This is a genomic window from Desulfofundulus thermobenzoicus, assembly GCF_009428905.1.
In the GTDB taxonomy this organism is placed as follows: domain Bacteria; phylum Bacillota; class Desulfotomaculia; order Desulfotomaculales; family Desulfovirgulaceae; genus Desulfofundulus_A; species Desulfofundulus_A thermobenzoicus.
Map to the genome: position 1 here is coordinate 20,202 of NZ_WHYR01000003.1, position 25,700 is coordinate 45,901.

The following is a 25,700-nucleotide window of genomic DNA, read 5'->3' on the forward strand; positions in this document are numbered from 1 at the left end:
CTGTTTTTCCTGTGTTTTACCAATACGGAAACCAGCTTAATTATTCTGCAGGAAGCTGCAAAAAACCTCTACCAACCCGCAGTTAGACTGGCTGGCGATGCAGCAACACAGTTCGGCAACAACTTATTTTCGCCGGGAGCGGAGGGATTATTGTGACAGACCGGTTGCCGGTTTCGTTTCTTCCCCCTGCCGTCTTTTCTGCCAGAGATTGTGCCAGCGCGCCCCCAGGTCGCCGATCACCGTATACATCACCGGCACCAGTACCAGGGTAACCAGGGTGGAAACGGTGAGGCCGAATACCACCACCGTGGCCATGGGAGCCTGAGCCTCTGCCCCTTCCCCATGGCCCATCATCAGGGGTAACATGGCCAGCACCGTGGTGCAGGTGGTCATCAAAATCGGCCGCAAGCGTACGGGTCCGGCCTGGCAGAGAGCTTCCCCGGTGGAAAGCCCCTTCCTGCGCAACTGGTTGGTATAGTCCACCAGCACAATGGCGTTGTTCACCACGATGCCGATGAGCATGATTACCCCGATCAGGGCGTTCACACTGACGGCGTGGCGCATGAGCAAAAGCCCCAGCATTATGCCCACGAAGGTAGGCGGTAGCGAAAACATGATGATGAAGGGGCTGAACAGAGATTCGAACTGCCCGGCCATGACCATGTACATCAGTATGATAGCCAGTGGCATGGCCAACCCCAGAGATTTAAAGGACGAGGCCATGTCTCTGGCCTGGCCGCCGAACTGCCAGCTATATCCAGCAGGTAAATGGAGTTGGTCCAACCGTTCCTGGATGTCCCGTTGTACCTGGCCTACACTGCGCCCGAATACATCGGCCTGCACGGTTACCTGGCGCATCTGGTTTTGCCGCCTGATTACCGCCGGACCGGCCGCCGGCTCAACTGTGGCTAATGCAGTAAGGGGCACCTGCAATCCCGTGGGGCTGACCACGGTAATATCGTTAAGATGGCTGTAGTTGCGGGTGTAGTCTTCCGGCAACCTGACCACCACGTCCACCGAAGTGGAACCGGCGTTGTAACTGGTGGCCTTTGTTCCGTTATAGTCCGCATGGAGGGTGTTTAAAATCTGCTGTGCCGTAATGCCGTACTGGGCGGCCCGCTCCCGGTCGATGTTCACATCATACTCGGGATTGGTCCGATCCATCGTGTTCAAAACGCTGCGGGTGCCCGGCACCTGTCCGATCTGGCCCGCCACCAGGTCTCCCAGTTCTCGCAAAACATTCAAATCACTGCCCTGGATAACCACCTGGATGGGCATGCCCGAACGCCCAAAACCTTGCTGGGCCGCCTGGATGTTGATCTGCGCGCCCGGGATCAAAGCAACTTTCTTGCGTAATTCCTCTATCACCTGAAAAACACTGCGTTTGCGCTGAGATAGGGGTTTGAGGGTAACATTGATACTGGCCGTATTGGTGGCCGCCTGGGAAGAAATGAAGTTTCCCCCCGGACTGCCCACCACGGTGTAAACCATATCCGTTTCCGGCATATTACGGATAAGCTGTTCAATTTGTCCGACCAGCTGGTCGGTCGCGGCTAACCTGGTACCCTGATCGAGAGTGATTCTGACCGAATACTGCCCTTGATCCTGGTTGGGCATCAGTTCGAACCCGACCACCGGCAACATGGCCAGGCTGGCCGCCAGCATTAAAGCAGTGGCCGCCAGCACGGTCTTCCGGTGGCTTAAGGCCCAGCGCAAAAAATTTTCGTAGTGGGATTTTAATTCTTCCACTTTACGGGTAAAAATTACAGATGGGTTCCAGCGGCTTCCCTCCGTCATGTTTATGGTGAAGGACTTGCCCCGCATCAATTTGGACGCCAGCATGGGTACCAGGGTAAGCGCCCCTACCAGTGCAGCCAGGTGGGAAAAGACCACTGCCAGGGCCATGGGCATGAAGATCTGGGAAGCAAACCCCTGTATGAAAACAACGGGAGCAAAAACGCTGATTTGGGACAGGGCGCTGGCCATGACTGCTGTGCCCACCTCGGCCGTACCCTGCTTGGCTGCCTCCACCGCCCCGCAGCCAGCCTCGCGGTAACGGAAAATGCTCTCGATAACCACCACGGCAAAATCCACCAGGGAACCCATGCCCAGGGCCAGGCCGCCCAGGGAAATGGTATTGATGGTCTGACCGGCGAAGTACAGGGCGGCAAAGGTGGAAATCATGGCAATAGGAATCACAATGGCGATTACCGCGGTGGTACGCACCCGCCGCAGGAACAACCAGAGTACCACCAGGGCAAACAGGCCGCCTAACAGGGTGTGGATAATCACTGTATTAATGGACTGACGGATATATTTGGCCTGGTCGTTGATCACGGTCAGTTTCACGCCCGACGGCAGAACCCGGTTGATGGCCGGGATGATTTTCTGCACGTTGCTGGAAACCTGCACCGTGTTGCCGCCGGATATCTTCATTATATCCAGGCTTACACAGGGCAGGCCGTTCACCCGGGCCAGTTCCGTCACATCGGCGTATGTATCCTTGACCTGCGCCAGGTCGATAATTTTGATCGTACCCCCGGAGGGCAGGCGCACCGGTACGTTAAGTACGTCTCCAGGAGTGATAAACTTACCGTTTACATGCAGGTCGATTTCCTGGTTGCCCTTGTTGACCAGGCCGGCATCTCCCTGTATGTTATCGCTTTGTAATGCCTGGATAACCTGGGTGATGGACAGTCCGTAGCTCTGCAGCCTGGCCGGATCCACCACCACCTGGATTTGCCGTGTTCTGCCGCCGTTTACATTGACTGCCGAAACACCACTGACCTGCTGCAGGCGCGGTGTAACCACATCATCGGCCAGTTGCTTTAATTGCTCCACACCGGTGTTTTCCCCGGACAGGGCCAGGGTCATGATGGGCATGCTGTTCGGGTCTATGCGCATGATCATGGGCGCCCCGGCATCAGAGGGCAGCCTGCCCGATACCTGGTTAATCTTATCCCGCATATCTGCCACGGCCTGATCCATGTTGGTACCGTAATTAAAGCGAACGATGACCAGTGACTGCCCGTTGCGGGAAATGGAATCCACTTCATTGACGTTGGATACGGTGCTCATGACCGCTTCCACCGGTTTGGTCACCTGTTCCTCCACCACTGACGGCGTGGCGCCGCTCCAGGAGGTGGAAACCATGGCTACCGGGATGTCTATGTTGGGGTAAAGATCCACCGGCAAAAGCGGCAGCGCCACCAAACCCAGGAGGATCAGAGCCACCATGCACATAGAGATGAGCACGGGGCGGTCAACGGAGAGATCGGCTATTTTCATTGTTTTGCCCCCTGTTTGATCTGGTTGATCATCCCAGTGGCCCCGGCCTGATCGGCGCTTTGCACCACCGTCACCCTGCTGCCGTCGGAAAGCAGGTTCTGACCGTTGATCACCAGTTGCTCCCCCGGCTTTAACCCGCTTAATACCACTGCCTTATCGCTGGATACAGCTCCCAGTTGCACCATGTGCATGTGAGCCACGCCATTTTCCACGGTAAAGACTTCACTTCCCTGGGGAGTTTCCACCACCGCCTGTACGGGAATGACAATACCCGGCTGGGTTTTTAAACCGGTAAATACCACCGACGCCGTCATGCCCGGCAACATGCTCCGGTCGGGGTTGGCGATCTGGATCTTTACCGGATAGGCGTGGCTTACCTGATCCGACACCGGGCTCACTTTGGTCACTTTACCCGGAAAGATTTTTGCACCCAGGGCCGGCACGGTGATCTGCGCCTCCGTACCGGGATGGATGTCGGCAATAATCTGGTCGGATACATTTACCGTTACCTGCAGGGGATCAATCTGGGCAATGTTGAACAATGTCGTCTGGGGTGAAACCATCTCGCCCACTTCAATGTTTTTACTGGCCACCACTCCATCTACCGGAGAGGTAATGGTCAACTCGCTCAACTGTTCCCGGATAATGGCCGCCGCCGTTTGATCTTTATTCAGTGTAGCACGGGCCACCGCAACGTTGTCTCCACTTTCAGCCAGTTTTAAAGCTTTTTCCTTTGCCTCTAATTGTGACTGGTCGTTTTCCATTTTCAGGCGGGCCTGTTCCAATTGCTGTTTGGTGATGGCACCGCTGTTATATAACCCTTCGTAACGTTGATAATCCGTCCGGGACTGTTCATAATTGGCCCTGGCCTGGTTCAAATCCGCTTTGGCCTGGGCCAATGAATTGGCAGTTCCGTCCAGCGCGCTTTGCAACTGCGCTTCGTCCACCTGGATCTGTGCCTCAATCTGGGCCAGTTGTCTTTGCAAGTCACTGGGGTCAAGTTGAGCCAGCACCTGTCCGGTATGTACGGCTTGTCCTATATCCACGTACACCGCCTGCACCCTGGCCGCCACCTTTGTTCCCACAGCGGTCTGCAGGTTGGCGGAAACCGTTCCCGTCAGCGTATTCACGCTGGACAAATCGCCTAACTGCACCGGTACTGTCTGCACTGGCACGGTCTGCATTCCCTGTCCCCGGATGGCGGTGGAAGAGGGTTTGCGGCCATGAATGGCAGCCGCCGAAATTGCAAATACCAGTACCAATACCACCGCTCCTGAAATAATTATTTTTTTCCTGACAAGTAATCTTTTAAACAAATATACCTCCCCCAAATTTCCCTTTCATTTTTCTTTGAACAACCCGTCTCACCGGGTGGTATAACAAACGCCAGCCGCGCCAGATCTGCCAAAGGGCGCCGGCGATTCTTTCATTATAACATTCTCCTCCGCGTTCATTAAAAACACTCGCCTTTCCAAGGTTTATTATACCTTTAAAAATTTTGATTGTAAATTATTTTTAGATTAAAATCTTAATAAATATTCCCGTTAATGTAGAAGGTTGCGGTTGTCTTTTTTTCAAAAGTTAAACAACCGGTAATCTGTTTTATCAAACAGGACACTGCCATGATAGGCTTCACCGTCCATTAATACGGAACGAGCTCCCTCTAAGTCCCCGGCAGGAACAGCTATTAGAAGGCGGTTTGTATCGCCTTCTATCTGAACTGGCGGCAGATTAAGGCTGTTCCGGGCGGGCATCAGCACCTGTACTTGCCGGCCGGTAATCCTGTAATCCAGGCGTTTAACTGTACCATCGGGGAAGAAAAAGCGCATGTCCAACCGGTAGCTCACCCGGGATGAAAATGGCTGTACGGTTTGCAGAACCAACCACAGGCGGTCCTGTTGGCGCAGCATGCCCACGGCCGACAGGTCGGGGTTCCTTTCCAGCCGGTAAAAAAAGCGGTAAAAGCTGCTGTTGGCCCTGGCGTCCCGTACCAGGGAAATAGAATCCGTCTGTTTGGAAATGGCCAGCGATTCGTTATAGTCCGGTACCACCGGTATCTTACTTGTGCCGAATAATTCGGTGCTTCTGATAAAGGCGCGTAAAAATGATCCCATAACCTTCTTCTGGGTGTCATAGCAATTTATCGCACTGGATTTTAAATTTATTTCTTCTGGCGATAAGGGGACTTCCATCCAGTTAGTACCTATGCCGACCATTTCTTTTGGTGGTCGAAGAGGTTTACCGGTCTCGGGCCTGAGCGGTTCCGGCCAGTAGCCGCGGTGTACCAGATAAGTGTACAGCTTTGCCTGATAATTCATTTTAGTTAGAGTGTAAAGGACAAAGGCGTTTACGGCCCAGTGATCAGGGTGCTCATCCCCCGGATCGGGTACATAGATGTCCGTAGGTTTAAATTCAGTGATGATTTTCGTCAGGGTTTCAACCACCCTTTCGCCGCAATAGGGAACGCCGGGCTGCCAGGCATTGGTGTAGGGCACCTGGCTGCTGCCGTTTATGCCGGTAAAAGGGCAATCATGATCCCAGTAATTATCCCAAAGGTGGCGCATCCCGCCATCGGGGAAACCCAGGAAAATGACGTCATCCTCCGGCAGTCCAAGTGTTTCCATGGCCCGTATGGTTTCCAGTCGCCGGGTTTCACCCAGCTTTTTATAATCGCCGGCGGTAACATCATGTTTACCCGTAAAGGCCCGGGCTGCCTTGGTAAATCCGTCGCCGTAAGTAACAATTATCACCTTAACCGGGGTACCCTGTTTTACTGCCCGGGCGATTATACCGCCGGACCCCAGGGTTTCGTCATCCGGGTGTGGGGCTACCACCAGCACTCTATATACGGATATATTACCTGAACGAATATTGACTCCGAACCATTGGGGGTAAAAAAAATAAAAGAACAGACCTGTGATCAGAAGAAGCGAAACCAGGGCCACGACCAGAAACATCCATTTTCTGGATATCAGTTTTATTTTTCCGGGCAACAAATCTCACTCCCAGTGACATGCTCCTGGTGGAAAAACACGGTGGAAAAATAACCGCCGGCAACCGGTCGGGCGGCGGATGCGAAATTGGCATTTTTCTTCCAGCATACGGTTCGTAGGTAAATTACGATAACTGCGCACTGTAGATGGGTACCCGCACCGGCTTAATGGGCTGGAACATTCGGGTCAAATACGGACAGCCGCATCCTCTTGAACCGGTGGTAAAAATTATCACAATAGCGCAGCCCGGGCCTGGCAAACAGTTTTTCTTTGAAAGCGGTATATTGAATCCTCCAGAGCAGATCTTGCGCGGTAACGTCGGGGTTCCCCACGTCCAGGCGCGGAATGGCGAAGGGGTCGGTTTTTGCCGTTACCATGCCAGGCTGGGTGGTGTAGCAAAACCGGTAACCGAGCGACTGCGCTATTTCGACCAGCGGTTGGTTATAAGCCCCGTATGGCCAGGCAATTTGCTCCACCGGCTGGTGCAACTCCTTCTCCAACCGGTCCCGGGCGGTGGCCAGGTCGTTGATTACCCTTTGTCGGTACTCATACTCCGTTTCCAGGCGATTTTTTCCGGGGAGCCAGATCCGGTTAGTCAGGACGGGTTTGGGATTACCCTCCGGAGTAGTCGGCGCGCAGTAATGGCTGTGGTCCGTATGAACGAAAAAACTGATTCCGTTTGCCTGCATTTCCCGCATCTCCGGCCAGGTGAGGTATTCCAGGCCGCCTACTTTCTTGCCTGCCCAGGCAGTAATCATAAAGCAGGTAGCAGGCATTTCCCGGCTTTTCAATTCCGGGTAGGCATAACGGTAAAACGAACGGTAGCCGTCGTCAAACGTGATCACCACCGCCTTTTCCGGCAAAAGGGCCTTCCCTTCCAAAAAACCGGCCAGTTCCCCGGTGGAAATTACGTGGTAGTCGTGATGCAAAAGGGCGTCGAGGTGTTCCTGGAACAACCGGGGGGTAATTGCAAAAGGCCTATCAGGTGCCGGGTCGATATGGTGATAGACCAGCACGACCGCTTCGTCCGTGTACGGTGCCCAGAGAAGATTGTTCATTTTATATCTGGCGAAAACCAGGAGAAGAATGGCGATTAATACTACGCCAAGTGTTCCCGCCGTTATTTTGCGCAACTTGTTCCACCTGAATACTTAATAATGGGTGACCTTCTTAATATTTTTCGCCTTCAACAGCAGAAATCCTCTCCAGGTGACCAGACATTTTCAATAGATTATGGGGTTGGCTGGGTGCAAAAACAGGCAATTCCTGAAAATAGGAATCAAACAGAAAATATTCATTTGAGAATTTTACCATTGGGACAAAGGCTAACCCGGATTGTACACGCAGTACATCGTAGCCGTTGACAAACCCGTACCCGTTATTTTAAAATGGTTTTGGTTAAAATCACCTGGAACTGATAAAAACTGAATAGACTTCCTCGTTAGGTGAGGCTTCTGCATAGAGCACACGTCACTGCCCGGAAATGTCGAAAGACACCAATGGGTTAACAGGTATGGCCGGATTAAGGCTTTACCTAATGTGACTGAGGCTTTATTCAGTCTCTAGCTATGTATGTGCCAAAGCTCGAACGAGTGAGGAAGATGATCGATGTTTTTGCCATGGAGAAATGAACTTCCTCGCTTGACGGGGAAGTTTATTTTTTGTGGAAAAAGATTATACTCCAGCAGGAGGTGGTTTTATGGACGCCGGGCCCGGTGATAGTAGTGGCAGTTGGATACGGAAAATCGCTCCGGTTGTCCGGCCGCCTCTTTCAAAGGGGGCCGGCAATCCGGAAATATTTAAGGAGGGATTGCCGGTGGAACAAGTAAGGGTGTTGGGTGAGTTCTTCTACAGTCAGGTGCAGGGTAAGCCGATTTATGACGAAAAGGGCCGGAAAGTGGGTCAATTGCGGGATATGGCCGTCCGCTGGGACGGTATTTGCCCGCGGGTAACCGGTATAAAATACGCCCGGGGAGTACAGAAGCATATCGGGATTGGCCAGATTGACCGTTGGGATGAGCAGGGTTTAAGACTCAGGGGCGAGTTGTCGGAAAACGATCTCTCCACTTTGAAGGAAGACGAAATTTACGCCGGTAAGTGGCTGCTGGATAAACAGATCATCGACCTGAAAGGGTCAAAAGTGGTGCGGGTAAACGATATCAAACTTTCCTGGGTGCGCCACGGGGAGACATACGATGTCATTTTGCTGGCCGTGGACATCGGCCTGCGGGGCCTGTTCCGGCGCCTCGGGGTGGAGTTCCTGGTCAAAAAGATGGAGCAGCACCTGGTGGGCTGGCAGTATATCAAGCCGCTGGAAAATTTGACGGCCAACTTGCGCCTGCGCCAGGAACAGGACCAGATCAGCCAGCTGCACCCGGCGGATATCGCCGACATCATCGAGGAACTGGACCACCGGGAGCGTGCCGGCTTCATTAATCACCTGGACAACGAAACGGCCGCCGAGGCGCTGGCGGAAGCGGATCTGAACACCCAGGTGGAAATCATTGAGCGCATGGACAGTGAGCGGGCCTCGGATATTCTGGAGGAGATGCCCCCCGACGAAGCCGCCGACATCCTGGGCGAATTGCCGGAGGAAAAGTCCCGGGAACTGCTCAACCTGATGGAACCGGAAGAAGCCGAGGACGTCCGGGAATTGATGGGCTACCCCGAGGATACGGCCGGCGCCCTGATGACCACCGAATACATTGGCTTTCCGGCCGGCATGACCGCCGAGGGGGCGATCAACCGTCTGCGGGAACTGGCGCCTTCGGCGGAGACCATTTACTACCTGTACGTGGTGAATGAGCAGGGGGTCTTGCAGGGGGTAATTTCCCTGCGCGACCTGATCATCTCTCCGCCGCAGGCCGCTCTTGGCGAGTTCATGCGTACCCGGGTGGTGAGTGTCAATCACCACGACGATCACCGAAAAGTGCTGGACGCGGTAACAAAATACAACCTGCTGGCCGTGCCGGTGGTGAATGACCGGGGCGTGATGCTGGGCATTATAACGGTGGATGACGTGCTGGAAACACTGGTGCCGAATCGCAGCGGCCTGGACGGCTTCTCCCACTTCATGATCCGGCGCAAGCCCGGCCGGGGGTGGAAAGCATGAGCGGGTTAAAAAAGAGTAATCTGATGCGTTACTTTTTTACCTTCCTGGCTGTGGTTGGGCCGGGCATCATCACCGGCAGCGTAGACAACGATGCAGGCGGCATAACCACTTATTCTGTAGCTGGAGCACACTATGGGTACGATCTTCTCTGGACTCTCGTACCCTCTTTCATTGCTCTGGTAGTTATTCAAGAAATGAACGCCCGTATGGGCATTATTACCGGCAAGGGACTGGCCGATCTTATCCGGGAATGTTTTGGTGTAAAAACCACATTTTTTATCTTCGTTTGCCTTTTTATCGCGGATATTGGCAATACTACCGCCGAGTTTGCCGGGGTGGCCGGCAGTATGGAAATTCTTGGCCTCAGTAAATATTTGGTGGTTCCTCTTGCTGCCCTTCTAGTATGGTTACTGGTGGTCAAGGGCAACTACAGGACAGCGGAAAAAATCTTTCTTCTTTTTAGTGCATTTTTGCTGCTCTATATAGTTTCTGCAATAATGACCAAACCGGAGTGGGGCCAAATCTACCGGTCAATAATGCACCCCCCGTTTCACCAGAATACGGAATATTTAAGTCTGGTAATAGGGATGATCGGCACCACCATAGCTCCCTGGATGCAATTCTACATGCAATCGGCAGTGATCGAAAAGGGACTGACGGTAGAAGACTATAAGTATGCCAAATGGGACGTAATCCTGGGTGGTATTGCTACGGTGGTGGTGGCTTTCTTTATCATTGTGGCCTGTGCTTCCACCCTTTACAAGGCGGGAATTAAAATCGAAGAGGCCAGGGACGCTGCAGCTTCCCTGCAGCCTCTTGCTGGCAGAATGGCATCCGTTCTATTTGCTTTTGGCCTGTTCATTGCTTCTGTTTTCTCTGCCACTATTTTACCGTTGGCCACCGCGTTTTATATTTGTGAGGCATTTGGTTTTGAAGCCGGTGTGGATAAAACGTGGAAAAGCGCACCCGTATTCTATACTCTGTTTACAGTCATCATTATCATCGCCGTGGCAATTATTTTAATACCCGGGGCACCCCTTATTGCCATCACCATCTGGACCCAAATACTGAATGGAATCCTTTTACCGGTTGTCCTCGTTTCCATGATCCGGATGGTAAACAACAGGGATATTATGGGAGAATATACCAACAGCCCGCTTTCCAATATAATTGGGTGGATGACCATAATTATTCTAATCGTGCTAACAGCTGTCCTCTTCGTCATACCTCTGCTGGAAAAGTTACATCTAACCTGAGTCCGTGACAGTTCAGCAAATGGTCGGAAGATCGGATTGCCATTTTTGTTGTCTGCCTCTTGTGGCCTGAATAAAATTTTTATCGGCTACCAGCAGCTTAAAGGGTAATACCACGCCGGCAAAAACGGAAAAGGTAGGAACCACCAGTGAAACGGGGAAAGCGGAAAAAACAGACACCACCCTCGAACAGGGGAAAATCCATCCCACCACCCATTCATCATCCAAAGAACAGCATGAACCTGTTGCGCACGGCTAATTTCAGAATGAAAAAGTCTTCGTATTTTTCTCATAAAAAGAAAAGCACCGGTATCCCGGTACTCCTCTTTTTGTATATCATTTGGCTAGTTTAACGTAGCGCCAGCGTTACAATGGTTCCGGCAAATCCGGCAATAATGGCAATTACTGCGCCTATGGCCCAAAAACGGAGATTGTCAATCCGCTCGCCTAGCTTTTCTTCCACATGATCAATCCGGCTAGTCAGCTTGCTTTCCACCCGGTCAATCCGCTCTGTAAATTTCTCGTCCAGGCGGTCGATCCGCTGAAGCAGGAAAAAGAATTCCTGGGACACCAGATGACGCGGCGGTTCATTGCCGGGCGGTTGTTCGCTGGTGGCCGCCATCTCCTTGATCGCTTCTTCCGGCATGGCCATCACCTGCCTTCATCACCTCCATTTTACACTGACAAAAGAGCAAAAACAATCCTTTTTACCTTACGCTGGTTTATAGTATTTACCGGCAGGGGTTCCCCCCACTAAGTGCAAGACCTTTTTCGGGGTATTGTATGCAGAAAAATTAAAAACCCCCGGTTTTCGATCCCCGGAGGCCTTGATTTTACTGGGTTGGTGCGGCAGAAGGGACTTGAACCCCCACGGGCTTTCCGCCCACAAGAACCTGAATCTTGCGCGTCTGCCAATTCCGCCACTGCCGCATTTTCATTGACAACTGTTATTCTATCATACCAGGGAGTATTTTGACAAGGGGTAATTTCAGGAGGCTTACAACACCCTTTCTTTCCGGCGATTATTAGTCTACAAAATTGTTAAGGGAATGTCAAGGTGTTTTTTGTCGCGAAATGTGTATCCCTTTAAAATCTCACGGAGCGCAGGCCGGGCGGTTGGAGTGGTTCACCCGCTGGTGAAATGGTCGTTTAAAAAATCTCCCGGGCGATCCGGGTCAACTGAGCCAGGTTGCGGCATTCAAGTACTCTTCGGCAGTAAGGGGCATACAGGCCCATGATGCTGTCCTCCCCTTCCCAGTGTTCCCGGGGGGCCGGGTTCAGCCAGATCACCTGCCGGGCGCGGCGGCAGATCTCCTGGAAATGGTCCACTTCGGGCGGCTTGTAGTTGTTCCGGGCATCACCCAGGATAATCAGGGTGGTTTTATTGTTTAAAACCGTCAGGTACTCCCGGCGGAACTGCTTCCAGACGGATCCGTAATCGGAAAAACCGGTCTGCCAGATGCCCGTCTGGCGCTGGATGTGGACCAGCGTCCGCTCCAGGTCCTGGTTTTTAACCAGCCCGGTGATCTCGGCCACTGCGTCCACAAAGGCAAAGGAACGGGCCAGCTGGAATTTGTTCTGCATGGTATGGACCAGGAGGAGCATGAACCGGCTATAGGGGGCGACGGAGCCGGACAGGTCACACAGGAGCACCACATCGGGCCGGCCGGGTTCGCGGCGCATGTGGCAGAGCTGCAGGGGCACGCCGCCGGTGGTGGCGGCCAGGCGCACGGTGCGGGCTATATCCACCATGCCGTGGGGGGACGGTTTGTGGCGGTAGCCAGGGCGGGTGGCCAGTTGCCGCCCCAGCCGTACCACCTGGCGTTTTACTTCGGCCAGTTCCTCCGGATTGAGATGGGCAAAGGATCGTTCCGCCAGGTTTGCCCGCCGGGCCATATTTTCCAGTTCCCTTTCGGGCTGCTGCCGCCAGCGTTTTTCTTCTATACCTGTGCGCAATATATTTTCCAGTTTGCGGAGCTTTTCACGCCAGATAAGTTTTTGGGCTTCTCTCATGGAAGGTTGTTCCAGATGTTCCCGCACGGTGTTCCAGTCCAGCAGGGCCTTCAGCCCGGTCAGCGTTTCCTGCACACTTTCCCCTGCCCCGTTGTTGGCTTCCGTAAGGGCGGACAGTGCCTCCGCGGCCAGGGTGGCCAGTTCCTCTTCCCCGCCCCTTTCCAGGACCATAAAAAGGCGGTTGTAGAGGGGCACCTGCTTGAAAGCGGTTGTCCGGTCCCTTTGCCATCCCCTTGCCACGGCAACACCGGTTTCCCTTCCGGTGGCCTGCCCGCCCGGTCCACCACCCCGGCCAGAGTTGCCTTCCTCCCCTTCCCGGGCACGGGCCATTTCCTGCCGCAGCCAGTCCTTCATCTGTGCCAGGCGGGTGGAAAATTCCTGTGGGGTTAAGCGGGGAGCGGGGTTGGGGATGGCCGGTTTTTGTGGTGTGGGGATGGGAGCCGGCCCTTTGGCCGCAGTGCGCAGGTAAAAGTGGAATAACTTTTCCAGTTCCCTTTCGTTTACCCTTCCCTTGGCCAGGGTGGTCTTTACCGCCAGCAGGAAATTTTCCCGGGAGGGTTCCAGCAGAGTCAGGGCGTGCATCAGGTCCAGTACTTCCCCGGTGGATACCGGTATGCCGGCCAGGCGCAGGTACCGGCAAAAGGCAATAAGAAGGTCAACCAAGCTCCATCCCTTCCTAAACTAACAATGGTGAGCAATTTAAATGGCACTGGCCGTAACTCGTGCGGTAAACTGTTTAATGTCATGATATAATTGTTTTAGTTTATCAGCGGCAGCAGGATCCAGCAGGTTTACCGCAGCCTTGATTTCCATCCTGCGTTGTTTAATGTCATAACAGGCCTGGAAAGGTTCCCGGCGGGTGAAGAGGTGAAACTGGCGGTCTTTGTTTAACCCCAGGTTACGGATCAGTTCCCCCGGTTCCAGGGTTACCTGTTCAATTTCCTGCTGCAGGGAAATTTCTTTTATTCCCAGCGGATCGACCAGTTCTTTGATTAGTGCCGGGGTCAGCAGGTCCACCCTTTCCAGGTACAGTTCCACTGTTCCCTCCCGGTTGCCCTGGCGAAAGGTCAGGTGGTTTTGCCGGTCGAAAAAGGCCCGGTAGGCTTCTTCCCCTTCCAGGTAAGAGATTTGCCCGGCGAAGTGGTTCAAAAAGCGGGCGCGGTTTTCCGGGGATATATCCGTTTTGGCCACCGCTGCCAGTGCCCCGGCCACCGGCTGGAACCGGGGCCCCGTTGCTTCCGGGGTGAATACCTGGAGCACTTCCACCAGGGAGATTTTATTAATAACCTGGCGGCAATGATGTTCCGCATCCCGGAAATGGGTGATAAACTTGATTTTAGCTGTGGCCACGCCACCCTGGACCATCAGGGACACCGGGCAGGTTACCCGCACATCCCTGGACTGCCAGGAAAGTTCAAAGTTACCGGCCAGTTCACCGGCCTCCAGGTCCAGGTGCTCCAGCAAGGAGAGCCTTTCCATAATTTCCGCCGGCGGCCGGGCCGTGGCCGTAACCAGGATTTTCTGGTCGGTGGCCGGTTCAAAATAGGAGGGCCCGTATGCGTGGGGAATAATGGTAAAAAGGCGGGGGACCAGTTTTTCCGCCCATTCCCACTTGCCGGTGCTAAAATAGAGGTAGTTCCGTCCATCAGTCATGTGCAGCCCGTTCACCCGGAGCGTATTTCCGCTGGTGCACAGGCCCGGCTGTCCGGCCAGGAAGGTCAGCACGGCCGGCTTTAAATCCATATTGCGGGTCAGAATTTCTATGCGCACGTTTTTCTTCCCCCGGCAACCTGCGAGTCTCCTTCTTTATATTTTGCAACTTTATTTTCTTACGTCAAGGGAATACGGGCCACCAACTTACCATTTCAGGATTTTTCGCCCGGCTGCCCGGTACTCCCTGCTACGAGGTGTTTTTGATTAACTTCTGTTATGGCTACCATTGTGCAAAGCATAAAACCGGTAAAAATGGGAGTTGGAGCGGTTGGGGTTTCCTATCGCGAAGCAGCTTTTAAGGGCGGGCAAATATGATACGAAAGGAGCGCAGTCCTGGTTGCGGCGAGGCCCCCTGAGAATGATCAGCAGGTAACCAGGATTGATAAACCATGTCTCTTTTTCGCAGTGTGCGCAGTGTGGCTGACGGTCTCCTGCAACAACAATACCTGTGTAACCGTCAGGCGGCCACGACCATTTTCCTGGCCGCCCGTTTGGGCAAGCCGCTGCTGGTGGAAGGCCCGGCCGGGGCGGGCAAAACGTCTTTGGCCACCGCCCTGGCCGGAGCGTTGCAAACCCGTTTGATCCGGTTGCAGTGTTACCCCGGTCTGGATGAGGCAAAGGCCCTTTACCAGTGGAACTATCAAAAGCAGTTATTATACATCCAGGCTGTCATGGGAAAGGAACGGGGCTGGGAAGAACTGCGGCAGGATATTTACACACCGGACTTTTTGCTGGCCAGGCCCCTGCTGGAGGCTTTTCTGGCCGATGAACAGGTGGTTTTGCTGGTGGACGAAGTGGATAAAAGCGACGAGGAACTGGAAAGCTTTTTCCTGGAGGCCCTGTCCGAGTTTCAGGTAACCATTCCGGAACTGGGAACCGTCCGGGCGAAGCACATTCCCTTTACCCTGCTCACCAGCAACAACACCCGGGAATTAAGCGACGCCCTGAAGAGACGCTGCCTGTACCTTTATCTTCCTTATCCCGACCCGGAACAGGAGCGGGCCATTATTGCCCTGAAGGCCCCCGGACTGAACAGGCAACTGTCCGGACAAATAGTGGAATTCGTCCAGACCCTGCGCCGCCTGCCCCTGAAAAAAAGCCCCAGTATTGCCGAAACCCTGGACTGGGCCCGCACCCTGCTGGTACTGGAAGCCGGCCAGCTGGATGCGGATGTGGTGGCCGGTAGCCTGAATGTCCTCCTCAAGCACCGGGAGGATGTGGAAAGGGTCCGGGAACAGCTGGATGGTTTGCTGCCGGAGGTTGGGTCAAAGGAGCAGGCAACGTCCCCTGGTGAAATTGGGCTTCCTTCCCTTTCCATAACTGCGGATGAGGAAGAAGGGGATCAGGAGCCGGTGGATCTTTCCCGGTTTAACTTTTAAAGTGTGCCAATTCTGTCGACCTGTTGCGGGCATGATGTTTTCCCGCTCACTCCTGTGTTCAGTGTATAATGTGCACCCAGGTTTCCTCGAAAACAATGGGAAAAACGAGCGTTCCCATGGTAGCTGCTGAAAAATATCCGGCTAGCAGGGAATCACTTTCACCAGCACCTTGCGCTGCCGGGGGCCGTCGAACTCACAGAAGAAAATTCCCTGCCAGGTGCCCAGCAACAAACGGCCGTTGCTCACCAGGACGGTTTGGGAAGAGCCGGTCAGGCTGGCTTTAATATGGGCGTCGGAATTTCCCTCCAGGTGGCGGTAGTCTCCGTTCCGGGGCACGGCTTTTTCCAGATGGGCCAGAATATCCCGGACCACCGAGGGGTCGGCATGTTCATTGATGGTTAACCCGGCGGTGGTATGGGGCACATAAATATGACAGACGCCTTCCTCTACCTTTTCTGCCTCAATGATCCGGCGGATCTGGGGTGTGATGTCCAGCAGCTGGCATCGTTGGGTGGATTGGACGTTAAATGTATGGATCATCCTCTGTTCCGGTCCGTAAAACCCGGTGTTTGTGCCGGGTGCTCCCTTTGCAGACCGGATTCCATCTCCTTTCCACAGGGATTTACCTGTCCGGTGGCGCCATTTGTAAGGGAGCGGTGATTGCCGGGGGATTTTATTCCGTGGGGATATCCTTCGTGGCAGTTTTACGGTGCGTTTCCTATCGGTAAACGGGCCAACTTCACGGCCAGCATTACCGCCTCCCGGGCGCCGGCGGCTCTGTGGATGTCGTCCCCATGACCCGGCCGGTCAAGGTTCCAGGTATGAAGACCAACCACCGGTTTTCCCATCTTCAGGGCCAGGCCGATCTCCGAAAGGGTGCCGTAGCCGCCGCCAATGGCAATGAGCACATCGCAGGCACAGGCAATTATGGCGTTACGGGCATCTCCCAGTCCGGTGGCCAGGGATACGGAAAGATAGGGGTTGCCCTCCCGGCGGTCATGACCGGGCAGAATGCCGATGACCAGCCCACCGGCCCGGCGGGCGCCCCGGGCGGCGGCCTCCATAACACCCCCGCGGCCGCCGCAGATTAATACAGCCTTTTGTCCGGCAATTTCCCGCCCCACTTCTTCAGCCAGCTTTTTCTCGACTGAAGTGCAGCGGGCACCGCCAATCACACCAATGTACGTCATTTCTTTCATATTTATTCGAGCCCCAACCCCTCACCAATGGCCGGGCCGTTTTAATTACAGGTGCTGGGCCGATTTGAAGCCCAGGTTGAAGGTGAGGATCTCCAGTTTTACGGACAGGTCCACATTGCGTATTTCGATTCCTTCCGGCAGGTTCAGGGCCACCGGGGCGAAATTCAATATGGCCTCCAGGCCGTTTTTAACCATATAGTCCACCACTTCCTGGGCCGCCCGGGGCGGCACGGCCACGATGCCGATGCGCGCCCCGTGTTTTTCAATTACTTCCGGCATCTTTTCCATGGGCAGCACTTCCAGCTCGGCAATCTTCTTGCCGATTTTAGTCAGGTCATTGTCAAATACGCCCACGATCTGGAAGCCCCGGCTGTTAAATCCCTTGTATGTGCAAAGGGCGTAGCCCAGATTGCCGGCCCCAACCAGGATCAGCGGCCAGTTCTGGTCCAGGCCTAAAATCTTTTTGGTATATCTCATCAGGTCCTTTACATTGTAGCCTACCCCACGGGTGCCGAACTCACCGAAATAGGCCAGGTCCTTGCGTACCTGGGCCGGGCTCACCCCCACCCCTTCGGCAATTTCACCGGAGGAAACGGTGGTGATGCCATTGCGGTCCAGGCGTTCTAGAAAACGGGAATATACCGAGAGCCTGGTTACGGTGGCCTCTGGTACTCGCAAGGTTTTCATGAAATCGCCTCCCTATGTGTGGTCTTCATCTATTACCGCAAAAGGCCGTTTAATGCCCTGATGAAAGACCCGTCTAGTTATAAAATTCACATATTAAATATGTTATATCACTTATATTGCCGGTCTGTCAAATAACTTTTTCCCGGTCGACAAAGAAAAGCCCCGAGGAGAAGTTTCTCCCCGGGGAATGGTGGGCGGCCATTATTTAAAAGTAGAGATCCCGTGCGCCCGCGGCAATCATCTCCAGCCGGGCCATGGTTTCCCGGCGTACCACCGGGTTTTCAATGTAGTTCAGGTGGCGGGCAATGGTTTCTTCCCCGATGCGCCGGGTTTCCGGGGATGCGTAATCCATCAGGTATTCCTTGAAGGTGAGGATGGCATTGGGCTGGCAGACGTTCTGGATCTGGCCGGTCTTGGCCAGGGCCATGAACCGGTCTCCGGTGCGGCCCTTGCGGTAGCAGGCGGTGCAATAGCTGGGAATATACCCCGACTGACATATGCTGCGCAATACTTCGTCCGGGCTGCGCCGGTCTTCCACCTGGAACTGGGCCGTACCGTCCTCCTCCCGGCAGCCCTGATCCATTTCCTTTTTATATCCCCCCACGCCGGTGCAGGAACCGGCGCTGATCTGGGAGATACCCACGGAAATCAGTTCATCCCGAAATTCCGGCGCCTCCCGGGTGGAAAGGATCATGCCGGTATAGGGGACGGACAGGCGCAGCACGGCCACCAGCTTTTTGAATTCGTTATCCGGCACCAAATGGGGGAAGTTGTCCAGGGTAATGTTCAAAGCCGGCCGCAGACGGGGTACAGAAATGGTATGGGGTCCCACGCCAAAGCACTCTTCCAGGTGCAGGGCGTGGAAAAGGAGGCCCAGTACCTCGAATTTGTAGTCGTACAGGCCGAAGAGCACCCCGATGCCCACATCGTCGATGCCGCCCTCCATGGCCCGGTCCATGGCCGTGGTGTGCCAGTCGTAATCCCGCTTGGGTCCCGCCGGGTGCATGGCCCGGTAGGTGGGGCGGTGGTAGGTTTCCTGAAAGAGTATGTAGGTGCCGATGCCGGCTTCTTTGAGCAGGCGGTACTCTTCCACGGTGGTGGCGGCAATGTTCACGTTTACCCGCCGGATGCTGCCGTTTTTGTCTTTCACCTCGTAAATGGTGCGTATGGCTTCCAGCACATAATCAATGGGACATTCCCGGGGGTGCTCCCCCGCTTCCACCGCCAGGCGCTTGTGGCCCATGGCCTCCAGGGCGACGACCTCCTCCCGGATTTCGTCCATGGTCAGCCGGCGGCGGTTCAGTTCCCCGTTGTCCCGGCGGTAGCCGCAGTAACGGCAGTTGTTTATGCAGTAATTGCTGATATACAGGGGGGCGAACAGGACCAGCCGCCGGCCGTAAATGCCCTCCTTCACCCGGTAGGCCGTATCATACATCAATTCCAGGGTATCCGGGTCCTCGACGTGAAGCAATACTGCCGCTTCATAAGGGGATAGCCCTTTGGCCTCCGCCCCTTTGGTGATGATTTCCCGGGCCATTTCCCGGGGGGCCGTTCTGGCCTCTTCCAGCAAGGAGTTGATTTTGTTTTCATCAATAAAGGTGGCCGGTTCCCATTGGCGCATAATAATTCCTCCCCGATATAATATTTTCCCATTTCGGGGTGTGACCGTAATCTGCGGCCACCCGCCTGCCCAGGGAATGGATCATTTTGTGCAGTTCCGCCAGTATCCGTCTCGTGTCCGCTTCCAGGCCGGCCTTACCCGGGTAGATCTGGTAATGGGCGCGGTATTGCAGGGGTGTTGCATCGGGCATAACCACATTGGCGCCGCACTTAAGCCCCATCTCCCGGCCCCGGGGGTGGACGGTGCCCAGGGCGGTGGTGGCCGGCAGGTGCGCTTTGGGCAGCAGCAGCCTGGCCACGGCCAGCACCTTTAAGCTTAACTGCCAGTCCCCGGGGGGACATTTTCCCAGGGGCGTTTCCGGGTGGGGGATAAAGGGGCCGATGCCGGCCATTTCCACATCCAGTTCCTTTAAAAGCAGCAGGTCGGCAGCCAGGATTTCCGTTGTCTGCCCGGGCAGGCCGACCATATTTCCCGAACCCACCTGGTAACCCAGTTCCCGCAGCCAGTATAACCGTTTCAGCCGCTGGGAAAGGGTGGTGCCGGGGCGCAGCCGGGCAAACAGTTCCGGGTCGGCCGTTTCGTGCTTCAAGAGGTAGCGGTCGGCCCCCGCCCGGCGCCACAGCTCATACTCTTCCCGCCTCCGGTCTCCCACCGAAAGGGTGACGGCTGCGTCCAGTTCCTTGATCTCACTGACGATGCGGGCCAGCACATCTCCATTATAGTAAGGATCTTCCCCCGACTGCAGGACGATGGTTTTAAAACCCATATTGACGGCCTGTCGGGCGGCGTCCGTTATTTCCACCGGTTCCATGCGGTAGCGTTTAACCCGCCGGTTTTCCCGGCGCAGGCCGCAGTACAGGCAGTTGTTCCGGCAGTAATTGGAGAATTCAATGATGCCCCGCAGGTGGACATCATCCCCCACATGGCGCCGGCGCATTTCATCCGCGGCGGCAAAGAGGGCCGGCCGGTCCCGGGGGCCGGCGGCCAGCAGGGCCCCAATCTCTCCAGGGGAAAGGGTTTCTTCCCTGAGGGCTCTGGCCAGGATGGTGACGATGCCGCTGCTGGCGGTAGACCCCCTTCCTCCGGACGGTTGGGTGGTGGTATGGCCATTTCCTCCGGCGGGGCTCATAGTCCCTCCCCTTCCTCAATAATTTGTCTGGCGGCGGGGAAGGGTTCCAGTGCCCGTTTCAAGATGCCGTGGATGTGGGCTATGAGCACACCGTAGTTCACCACGGGCACACCGGCACTCCTGGCCTGCATCAGCCGGTGGAGCATTTCCCGGCGATTAATCATGCAGGCGCCGCAGTGGATTACCAGTTTATAATCCGCAAGGTCGGCGGGCAGTTCCATGCCGCTGACCCATTTGAATTCCAGCGCTCCGCCCACCCTCTGCCGCAGCCAGCGGGGTATTTTTACCGTGCCGATGTCGTCTTCCACCCGGTGATGGGTGCAGGCTTCGGCAATGAGCACCCTGTCCCCCGGTTTCAAGTCGTCCACCGCCAATGCCCCGGCCGCCAGGGCGGGCAGATCCCCCTTGTAGCGGGCAAAGAGAATGGAAAAGGAGGTCAGGGGCACGTGGGGCGGCGTATCGGCAGCCACCTTCAAAAAGGCCTGGGAGTCGGTGATCACCAGCCGGGGCGGCTGCTTTAAGCCGGCCAGCGCTTTTTTCAGCTCCCTTTCCTTTACCACCAGGGCCATGGCGTCGTGATCCAGGATGTCTCGGATGGTCTGCACCTGGGGGAGGATCAGGCGGCCTTTGGGGGCGGCCAGGTCGATGGGTACCACCAGCACCACCGTATCCCCGGGGGAGATGAGATCCCCCACAATGGTGGGGGCGGTCCAGTCCCGGGGCGCCCGGGCAATGAGCTCCTGTTTTAATTTTTCAATACCCTGTCCCGTCAGGGCGCTGACAGCCACCACCGGTATGCCCAACCTTTCGCTCCAGTTTTCATTGGCCGCATCGGGGTAACGGTCGATTTTATTCACCACCCCCAGCACCGGTACCCCTTCCGCCCTGCGGATCAGGTCCCGCTCATATGCCCCCACCCCCTTTTCCGGATCCACCACCAGCAGGACAATATCGGTTTTGGCCAGGACGCCCATGGCCTTTTCCACCCGCAGGGAGCCCAGTTCCCCCACGTCGTCGATGCCGGCGGTGTCAATGATTACCACCGGCCCCAGGGGCAGGATTTCCATGGATTTGTAAACCGGGTCGGTGGTGGTGCCCGGCACATCGGAGACGATGGCGATCCTCTGGTTGGTCAAAGCGTTGATCAGGCTGGATTTACCGGCGTTGCGCCGGCCGAAGATGGCTATGTGCAGCCTGCTTCCCCGGGGGGTGGTGTTCAGGGAAGCGGTTTCCGGTTCACGGGTGGAGTTAAAACTGATGGCCATGACACCAGCCCTTTCTGTAAAATTAGGTGCCGTTTTAGTCTCACTTAAAACATGTACTTCCTTATGGCTGCCAGCGGGTTTCTTTCCTTCTGCGGATGTATTCTCCATCTTCTGTCTTATTTGTAATTCTTCGCTGAAAATGTTTCAGCTGGGAGTGTGGTTTAATCAAAATGATTGTTTTGGGTGGGTAGTTTGTGTTTTAGTTTACGGGAGCCGGCAATGCCCGGCCGGGTCAGTTCTCCCGGCGCAAAGATAATGTCCAGTTCTTCCGCTGTGAAAAAGCCGCTTTCCCGTGCCGTTTCCCGGATGGTTTTACCGTCGGCCATGGCTTTTTCCACCAGACGGCAGGCCTCTTCATAACCGATGTAGGGCACCAGGGCGGTTGCTTCCCCCCGGCTTTCCTCCAGCCAGAAGCGGCAGCGTTTCTCGTTGGCCGTAATTCCTTCGATGCAACGGGTGCGCAAGAGGACGGCGGCGTTGGTGAGCATCTCCAGGCCGTGGAGCAGGTTGAAGGCAATCAGGGGCAAAAAGGCGTTTAACTCCAGCCGGCCTGAGGCGGCGGCCAGGGCAATGGCCTGGTCGCCGCAGATTACCTGGTAACTCACCTGGGTGACCATTTCCGGTATCACCGGGTTCACCTTGCCCGGCATGATGGAAGAGCCGGCCTGCAGCCGGGGGAGATTGATTTCCGCCAGCCCGCCCCCGGGGCCGGAGGATAAAAGGCGCAGGTCCCCGGCCATCTTGGCCAGGTTTACCGCCGCCGCCTTTACCAGGCCGGAAACCTCCACGAAAACATCGGCGTTCTGGGTGCCGTCCACCGTATTTTCCGCCCGGGCCAGACCCAGTCCGGTCAGCGCCTGCAGTTCCTCGATCACCTGGTAGATGTACTGCCGGCGGGCGTTCAGGCCGGTACCCACCGCCGTGCCGCCCAGATTGACCTGGCGCAGCCTTTCCTCCATCTTGTACAGCCGCCAGCGGTCCCGGGCGATGGCCTCGGCCCAGGCGCCGAATTCCTGTCCCAGGGTGATGGGCACCGCATCCTGCATTTCCGTGCGCCCCAGTTTTAATATGCCGGCGAATGCCGCCTCCTTTTCCTGCAGCGCCCCCTGCAGCCGGGCCATTTCCCCGCTTAACTCCAGCACCATCTGCACGGCGGCAACCCTTAAGGCGGTGGGATAAACGTCGTTGGTGGACTGGGACAGGTTTACGTGATGCAGGGGGTGCACCAGGTGGTAATCCCCCTTTTGTCCCCCCAGGAGTTCGCAGGCCCGGTTGGCCAGCACTTCGTTCATGTTCATGTTGGTGGAAGTGCCCGCCCCTCCCTGCAGGGCGTCCACAATAAACTGGTCGTAAAAATGGCCCCGGGCCACCTCGGCGGCCGCCTGCTGGATGGCCGCGCCGGTTTTTTCGTCCAGCAGGCCGGCTTTCACATTGGCGGCGGCGGCGGCGCCCTTCACCAGGGCCAGAGCCCGGATCAGCCGGGGATGGACGGGGAAACCGGAAACGGGAAAATTTTCCCGGGCCCTTAACGTATGAATGCCGTAGTAGGCACCGGCCGGTACGGGCATTTCCCCCAGCATATCCCTTTCCACGCGGTAGGACATCTTCTCCCCACCTTCGCTTTATAACCAGGCAGCGGCGGTCATCCTTCCCTTTGCAGGGGCCGCTGCCTTTTCTTACTGCAAAAAAGCTTGTTTCATCCCCTGGTCACCAGGGCGCTTTTCACCTTAACCCCTTTTAGGTTGCCTATTTTGCCCGTCAAAGCCCCGATTTCATCGGTGGTGCCGTCGATAATCAGGGAAATGACGGCCAGGTTTTTTTCCCGGTAGGGGATACCCATGCGCCCCACGATAATGTCCGCATGTTCGCTCAGGATCTGGTTTAAACGGGCGGCGGCCTGTTCCCGGTCCTCCACCACAATGCCTATTACCCCGATGCGCCTTTCCACTGATTTTCCCCCTGGTAAAAAAATATAAGGGCCTCTTTTACCATACGCAAAAGAAGCCCTTCCACCTGGCTTATTCCTTTCCACCCCTAGCAGACAGGCGCTTCCCCTTTGCGCAGGGCCTTGTATGCGGTTTTACCCTTCCCTCCGGCTGGGACTGACCGCCCCCGGACCGTCAGGAATTGATTCCGTTTTCATTATACCCTTTAAGGATTAAATTGACAAGACATTTTAGCCGCCGGAACCGCCCGTTTTTGGGCTCTTATCCGGATTAAGTTCTATGGGCTGGTTCAATTGCCTGGAGGAAGTCAACTTCCAGCCACGGCAAAGGCCTTTCGGGCGGCCTCTACCGTCCTCGCAATATGTTCGTCCGTATGGGCCAGGCTGAGGAAGGCAGCTTCAAACTGGGACGGGGCCAGGTAAATGCCCTGCTCCAGCATGGAACGGAAAAAGGCGGCAAAGCGGGTGGTGTCCGAGGTGCAGGCCGAGGCGTAATCCTCCACCGGCCGGTCCGTAAAGAAAGCGCAGAGCATGGAGCCCACCCGGTTAAAGGTTACGGGCACCCCCGCCTCCCGGGCCGTCTCCCGCAGCCCCCGCTCCAGCAGGGCGGATTTGCGCTCCAGTTCGGCATAGGTGCCCGGTTGCTTGAGTACCTGCAGGGTGGCCAGGCCTGCGGAAACGGCCAGGGGATTGCCCGAGAGGGTGCCGGCCTGGTAAACCGGCCCCGCCGGGGCCACCCTTTCCATTATTACACCCTTGCCGCCATAGGCACCCACCGGCAGCCCGCCGCCGATGATTTTGCCCAGGCAGGTTAAATCCGGATCAATGTTATACAGTTCCTGGGCCCCGCCGTAGGCCACCCGGAAGCCGGTCATTACTTCGTCAAAGATCAGCAAAGCCCCATAGCGGCGGGTGATTTCCCGGAGTCCCGCCAGGAAGCCCTTTCGGGGAGGCACCACGCCCATATTGCCGGCTACCGGCTCCACAATTACCGCGGCGATATCTTCCCCCTCCCGGGCAAAGATCTGCTCCAGGGTATCCAGGTCGTTATAGGGGGCGGTGATGGTGGTGGCCGCCGTGGCCGGGGGCACGCCGGGGCTGCTGGGCACCCCCAGGGTCAGCGCCCCCGAGCCGGCTTTGATCAACAAAAAGTCGGCGTGGCCGTGGTAGCACCCCTCGAATTTAACGATTTTATTCCGCCCCGTATAGCCCCGGGCCAGGCGCAGGGCACTCATGGTGGCCTCGGTACCCGAGTTGACCAGACGCACCATCTCCACGGAAGGGACGGCTGCCACAATGGTCCTGGCCAGTTCCGTTTCCAGTTCCGTAGGGGCGCCGAAGCTGGTGCCGGTTTCCAGGCACTCCTGAAGCGCCGCCATCACCGCCGGGTGCCGGTGACCCAGGATCAGCGGTCCCCAGGAAAGGACGTAATCTATGTACTGGTTGCCGTCCACGTCATAGAGCGTGGCCCCGTTGCCCCGGCTGATGAACACGGGCTGACCTCCTACAGCCTTAAAGGCCCGCACCGGGCTGTTCACCCCGCCGGGCATGTACCGGCAGGCTTCGGTAAACATTCTTTTTGATTGTTCAAAGCGTAGGATCAACTATTCTCACCACCTGTGTTATTTCCCCTCGGTGAAGTACTTCATGCTGCTCTTTTTTAGCTCGGCTACACTGAAAAGCAAGCGGTAATTATCAATGCCACTGATCCGGGAAAGCTTTAAAGCTATGTTCCGGCAGTCCTCGGCAGTTTGCCCGTGCACCACGGTGAACAGGTTGTAAGGCCACCGGGGAGGGTGGGCCGGCCGCTGGTAGCAGTGGGAAACCTCTCTAAAGCTGGCCATCAAACGGCCCACTTCTTCCACCCGCTCCTCCGGCACTTCCCAGACCACCATGGCGTTGGCCACGTAACCCAGATCCTGGTGGCGCACTGCCGCGCCAAATCGCCGGATTACCCCCCGGTGGATAAAATCCTTCACCCTGGCCAGGAGCTCTTCCTCGTCCATGCCCAGTTTTTCTGCCAGTGCCCGGTAGGGGCGGCTGACCAGGGGGAGGCCCTCCTGTAATGCCCGGATAATGGCTTTGTCCTGTTCGCTGAGCATG

Annotated in this window: 20 protein-coding genes, 1 tRNA gene and 1 riboswitch; of the genes, 3 read left to right on the forward strand and 18 right to left on the reverse strand. The window is 55.9% G+C overall.

All coding sequences use genetic code 11. The annotated features are described in order from the left end of the window. Positions 1–147 precede the first annotated feature (147 nt). The 4 genes from GFC01_RS01680 to GFC01_RS01695 form a co-directional block, all read right to left on the reverse strand. Entirely contained in the window at positions 148–3,288 is a 3,141-nt protein-coding gene (locus GFC01_RS01680; protein ID WP_152944910.1) for an efflux RND transporter permease subunit, read from the reverse strand. Then, positions 3,285–4,550 (reverse strand): efflux RND transporter periplasmic adaptor subunit, encoded by a 1,266-nt coding sequence (locus GFC01_RS01685; RefSeq protein ID WP_152944911.1) that lies wholly within the window; start codon positions 4,548–4,550, stop codon positions 3,285–3,287. The genes GFC01_RS01680 and GFC01_RS01685 overlap by 4 nt, the downstream gene beginning before the upstream one ends. A 312-nt stretch (positions 4,551–4,862) precedes the next feature. Further along, complete coding sequence (locus GFC01_RS01690; protein ID WP_152944912.1) at positions 4,863–6,281, reverse strand: PIG-L deacetylase family protein; 1,419 nt, start codon at positions 6,279–6,281, stop codon at positions 4,863–4,865. Between the two features lie 164 nt (positions 6,282–6,445). Beyond that, the gene (locus GFC01_RS01695; RefSeq protein ID WP_152944913.1) at positions 6,446–7,414 is read right to left on the reverse strand and encodes a polysaccharide deacetylase family protein; all 969 of its coding nucleotides are present in this window, start codon (positions 7,412–7,414) and stop codon (positions 6,446–6,448) included. 297 nt (positions 7,415–7,711) lie between these two features. Next, positions 7,712–7,885, forward strand: a riboswitch (M-box (ykoK) riboswitch). Positions 7,886–8,097: 212 nt separating this feature from the next. Here GFC01_RS01695 and GFC01_RS01700 point away from each other — a divergent pair. Next, positions 8,098–9,393 (forward strand): magnesium transporter, encoded by a 1,296-nt coding sequence (locus GFC01_RS01700; protein WP_341473698.1) that lies wholly within the window; start codon positions 8,098–8,100, stop codon positions 9,391–9,393. After that, the gene (locus GFC01_RS01705; protein ID WP_152944915.1) at positions 9,390–10,649 is read left to right on the forward strand and encodes an Nramp family divalent metal transporter; all 1,260 of its coding nucleotides are present in this window, start codon (positions 9,390–9,392) and stop codon (positions 10,647–10,649) included. Before GFC01_RS01700 ends, GFC01_RS01705 begins: the two co-directional genes overlap by 4 nt. A gap of 346 nt (positions 10,650–10,995) precedes the next feature. Here GFC01_RS01705 and GFC01_RS01710 read toward each other — a convergent pair whose 3' ends face one another. The 4 genes from GFC01_RS01710 to GFC01_RS01725 all read right to left on the reverse strand — a co-directional run bounded on the left by GFC01_RS01710 (position 10,996) and on the right by GFC01_RS01725 (position 14,429). Beyond that, the gene (locus tag GFC01_RS01710; RefSeq protein ID WP_152944916.1) at positions 10,996–11,292 is read right to left on the reverse strand and encodes a hypothetical protein; all 297 of its coding nucleotides are present in this window, start codon (positions 11,290–11,292) and stop codon (positions 10,996–10,998) included. A gap of 196 nt (positions 11,293–11,488) precedes the next feature. After that, positions 11,489–11,576 (reverse strand) — tRNA-Leu (locus tag GFC01_RS01715). Positions 11,577–11,795: 219 nt separating this feature from the next. After that, a complete protein-coding gene (locus tag GFC01_RS01720; RefSeq protein WP_152944917.1) occupies positions 11,796–13,322 on the reverse strand; it encodes a vWA domain-containing protein in 1,527 nt (508 codons plus the stop codon). 36 nt (positions 13,323–13,358) lie between these two features. Beyond that, the gene (locus GFC01_RS01725) at positions 13,359–14,429 is read right to left on the reverse strand and encodes a hypothetical protein (protein WP_152944918.1); all 1,071 of its coding nucleotides are present in this window, start codon (positions 14,427–14,429) and stop codon (positions 13,359–13,361) included. Between the two features lie 332 nt (positions 14,430–14,761). Here GFC01_RS01725 and GFC01_RS01730 point away from each other — a divergent pair, with 332 nt between their 5' ends. Continuing rightward, positions 14,762–15,751, forward strand: a complete 990-nt coding sequence (locus GFC01_RS01730; protein ID WP_152944919.1) for an AAA family ATPase — start codon at positions 14,762–14,764, stop codon at positions 15,749–15,751. A gap of 141 nt (positions 15,752–15,892) precedes the next feature. Here GFC01_RS01730 and GFC01_RS01735 read toward each other — a convergent pair whose 3' ends face one another. From GFC01_RS01735 to ahbB, 10 genes are all read right to left on the reverse strand, one after another. Next, the gene (locus tag GFC01_RS01735; protein WP_152944920.1) at positions 15,893–16,291 is read right to left on the reverse strand and encodes a secondary thiamine-phosphate synthase enzyme YjbQ; all 399 of its coding nucleotides are present in this window, start codon (positions 16,289–16,291) and stop codon (positions 15,893–15,895) included. A gap of 164 nt (positions 16,292–16,455) precedes the next feature. Then, a complete protein-coding gene (locus GFC01_RS01740) occupies positions 16,456–16,950 on the reverse strand; it encodes a TIGR00725 family protein (protein ID WP_243137146.1) in 495 nt (164 codons plus the stop codon). Positions 16,951–16,995: 45 nt separating this feature from the next. Continuing rightward, a complete protein-coding gene (locus tag GFC01_RS01745) occupies positions 16,996–17,637 on the reverse strand; it encodes a redox-sensing transcriptional repressor Rex (protein WP_152944921.1) in 642 nt (213 codons plus the stop codon). A gap of 205 nt (positions 17,638–17,842) precedes the next feature. Beyond that, the gene (gene hydG / locus GFC01_RS01750; protein ID WP_152944922.1) at positions 17,843–19,258 is read right to left on the reverse strand and encodes a [FeFe] hydrogenase H-cluster radical SAM maturase HydG; all 1,416 of its coding nucleotides are present in this window, start codon (positions 19,256–19,258) and stop codon (positions 17,843–17,845) included. Next, positions 19,227–20,387, reverse strand: coding sequence for a [FeFe] hydrogenase H-cluster radical SAM maturase HydE (gene hydE / locus GFC01_RS01755; protein ID WP_152944923.1), 1,161 nt, complete (start codon positions 20,385–20,387; stop codon positions 19,227–19,229). Before hydE ends, hydG begins: the two co-directional genes overlap by 32 nt. Then, on the reverse strand, positions 20,384–21,652 hold the full coding sequence (gene hydF, locus GFC01_RS01760; protein WP_152944924.1) for a [FeFe] hydrogenase H-cluster maturation GTPase HydF: 1,269 nt from the start codon (positions 21,650–21,652) through the stop codon (positions 20,384–20,386). The genes hydE and hydF overlap by 4 nt, the downstream gene beginning before the upstream one ends. A 161-nt stretch (positions 21,653–21,813) precedes the next feature. Then, complete coding sequence (locus tag GFC01_RS01765) at positions 21,814–23,256, reverse strand: aspartate ammonia-lyase (protein WP_152944925.1); 1,443 nt, start codon at positions 23,254–23,256, stop codon at positions 21,814–21,816. Between the two features lie 92 nt (positions 23,257–23,348). Beyond that, positions 23,349–23,600, reverse strand: a complete 252-nt coding sequence (locus tag GFC01_RS01770; protein ID WP_341473699.1) for a TM1266 family iron-only hydrogenase system putative regulator — start codon at positions 23,598–23,600, stop codon at positions 23,349–23,351. Between the two features lie 305 nt (positions 23,601–23,905). Then, a complete protein-coding gene (gene hemL / locus GFC01_RS01775; protein ID WP_194174745.1) occupies positions 23,906–25,201 on the reverse strand; it encodes a glutamate-1-semialdehyde 2,1-aminomutase in 1,296 nt (431 codons plus the stop codon). 18 nt (positions 25,202–25,219) lie between these two features. Next, on the reverse strand, positions 25,220–25,699 hold the full coding sequence (gene ahbB / locus GFC01_RS01780; protein ID WP_152944927.1) for a siroheme decarboxylase subunit beta: 480 nt from the start codon (positions 25,697–25,699) through the stop codon (positions 25,220–25,222). Between the last annotated feature and the right edge of the window lies 1 nt (position 25,700).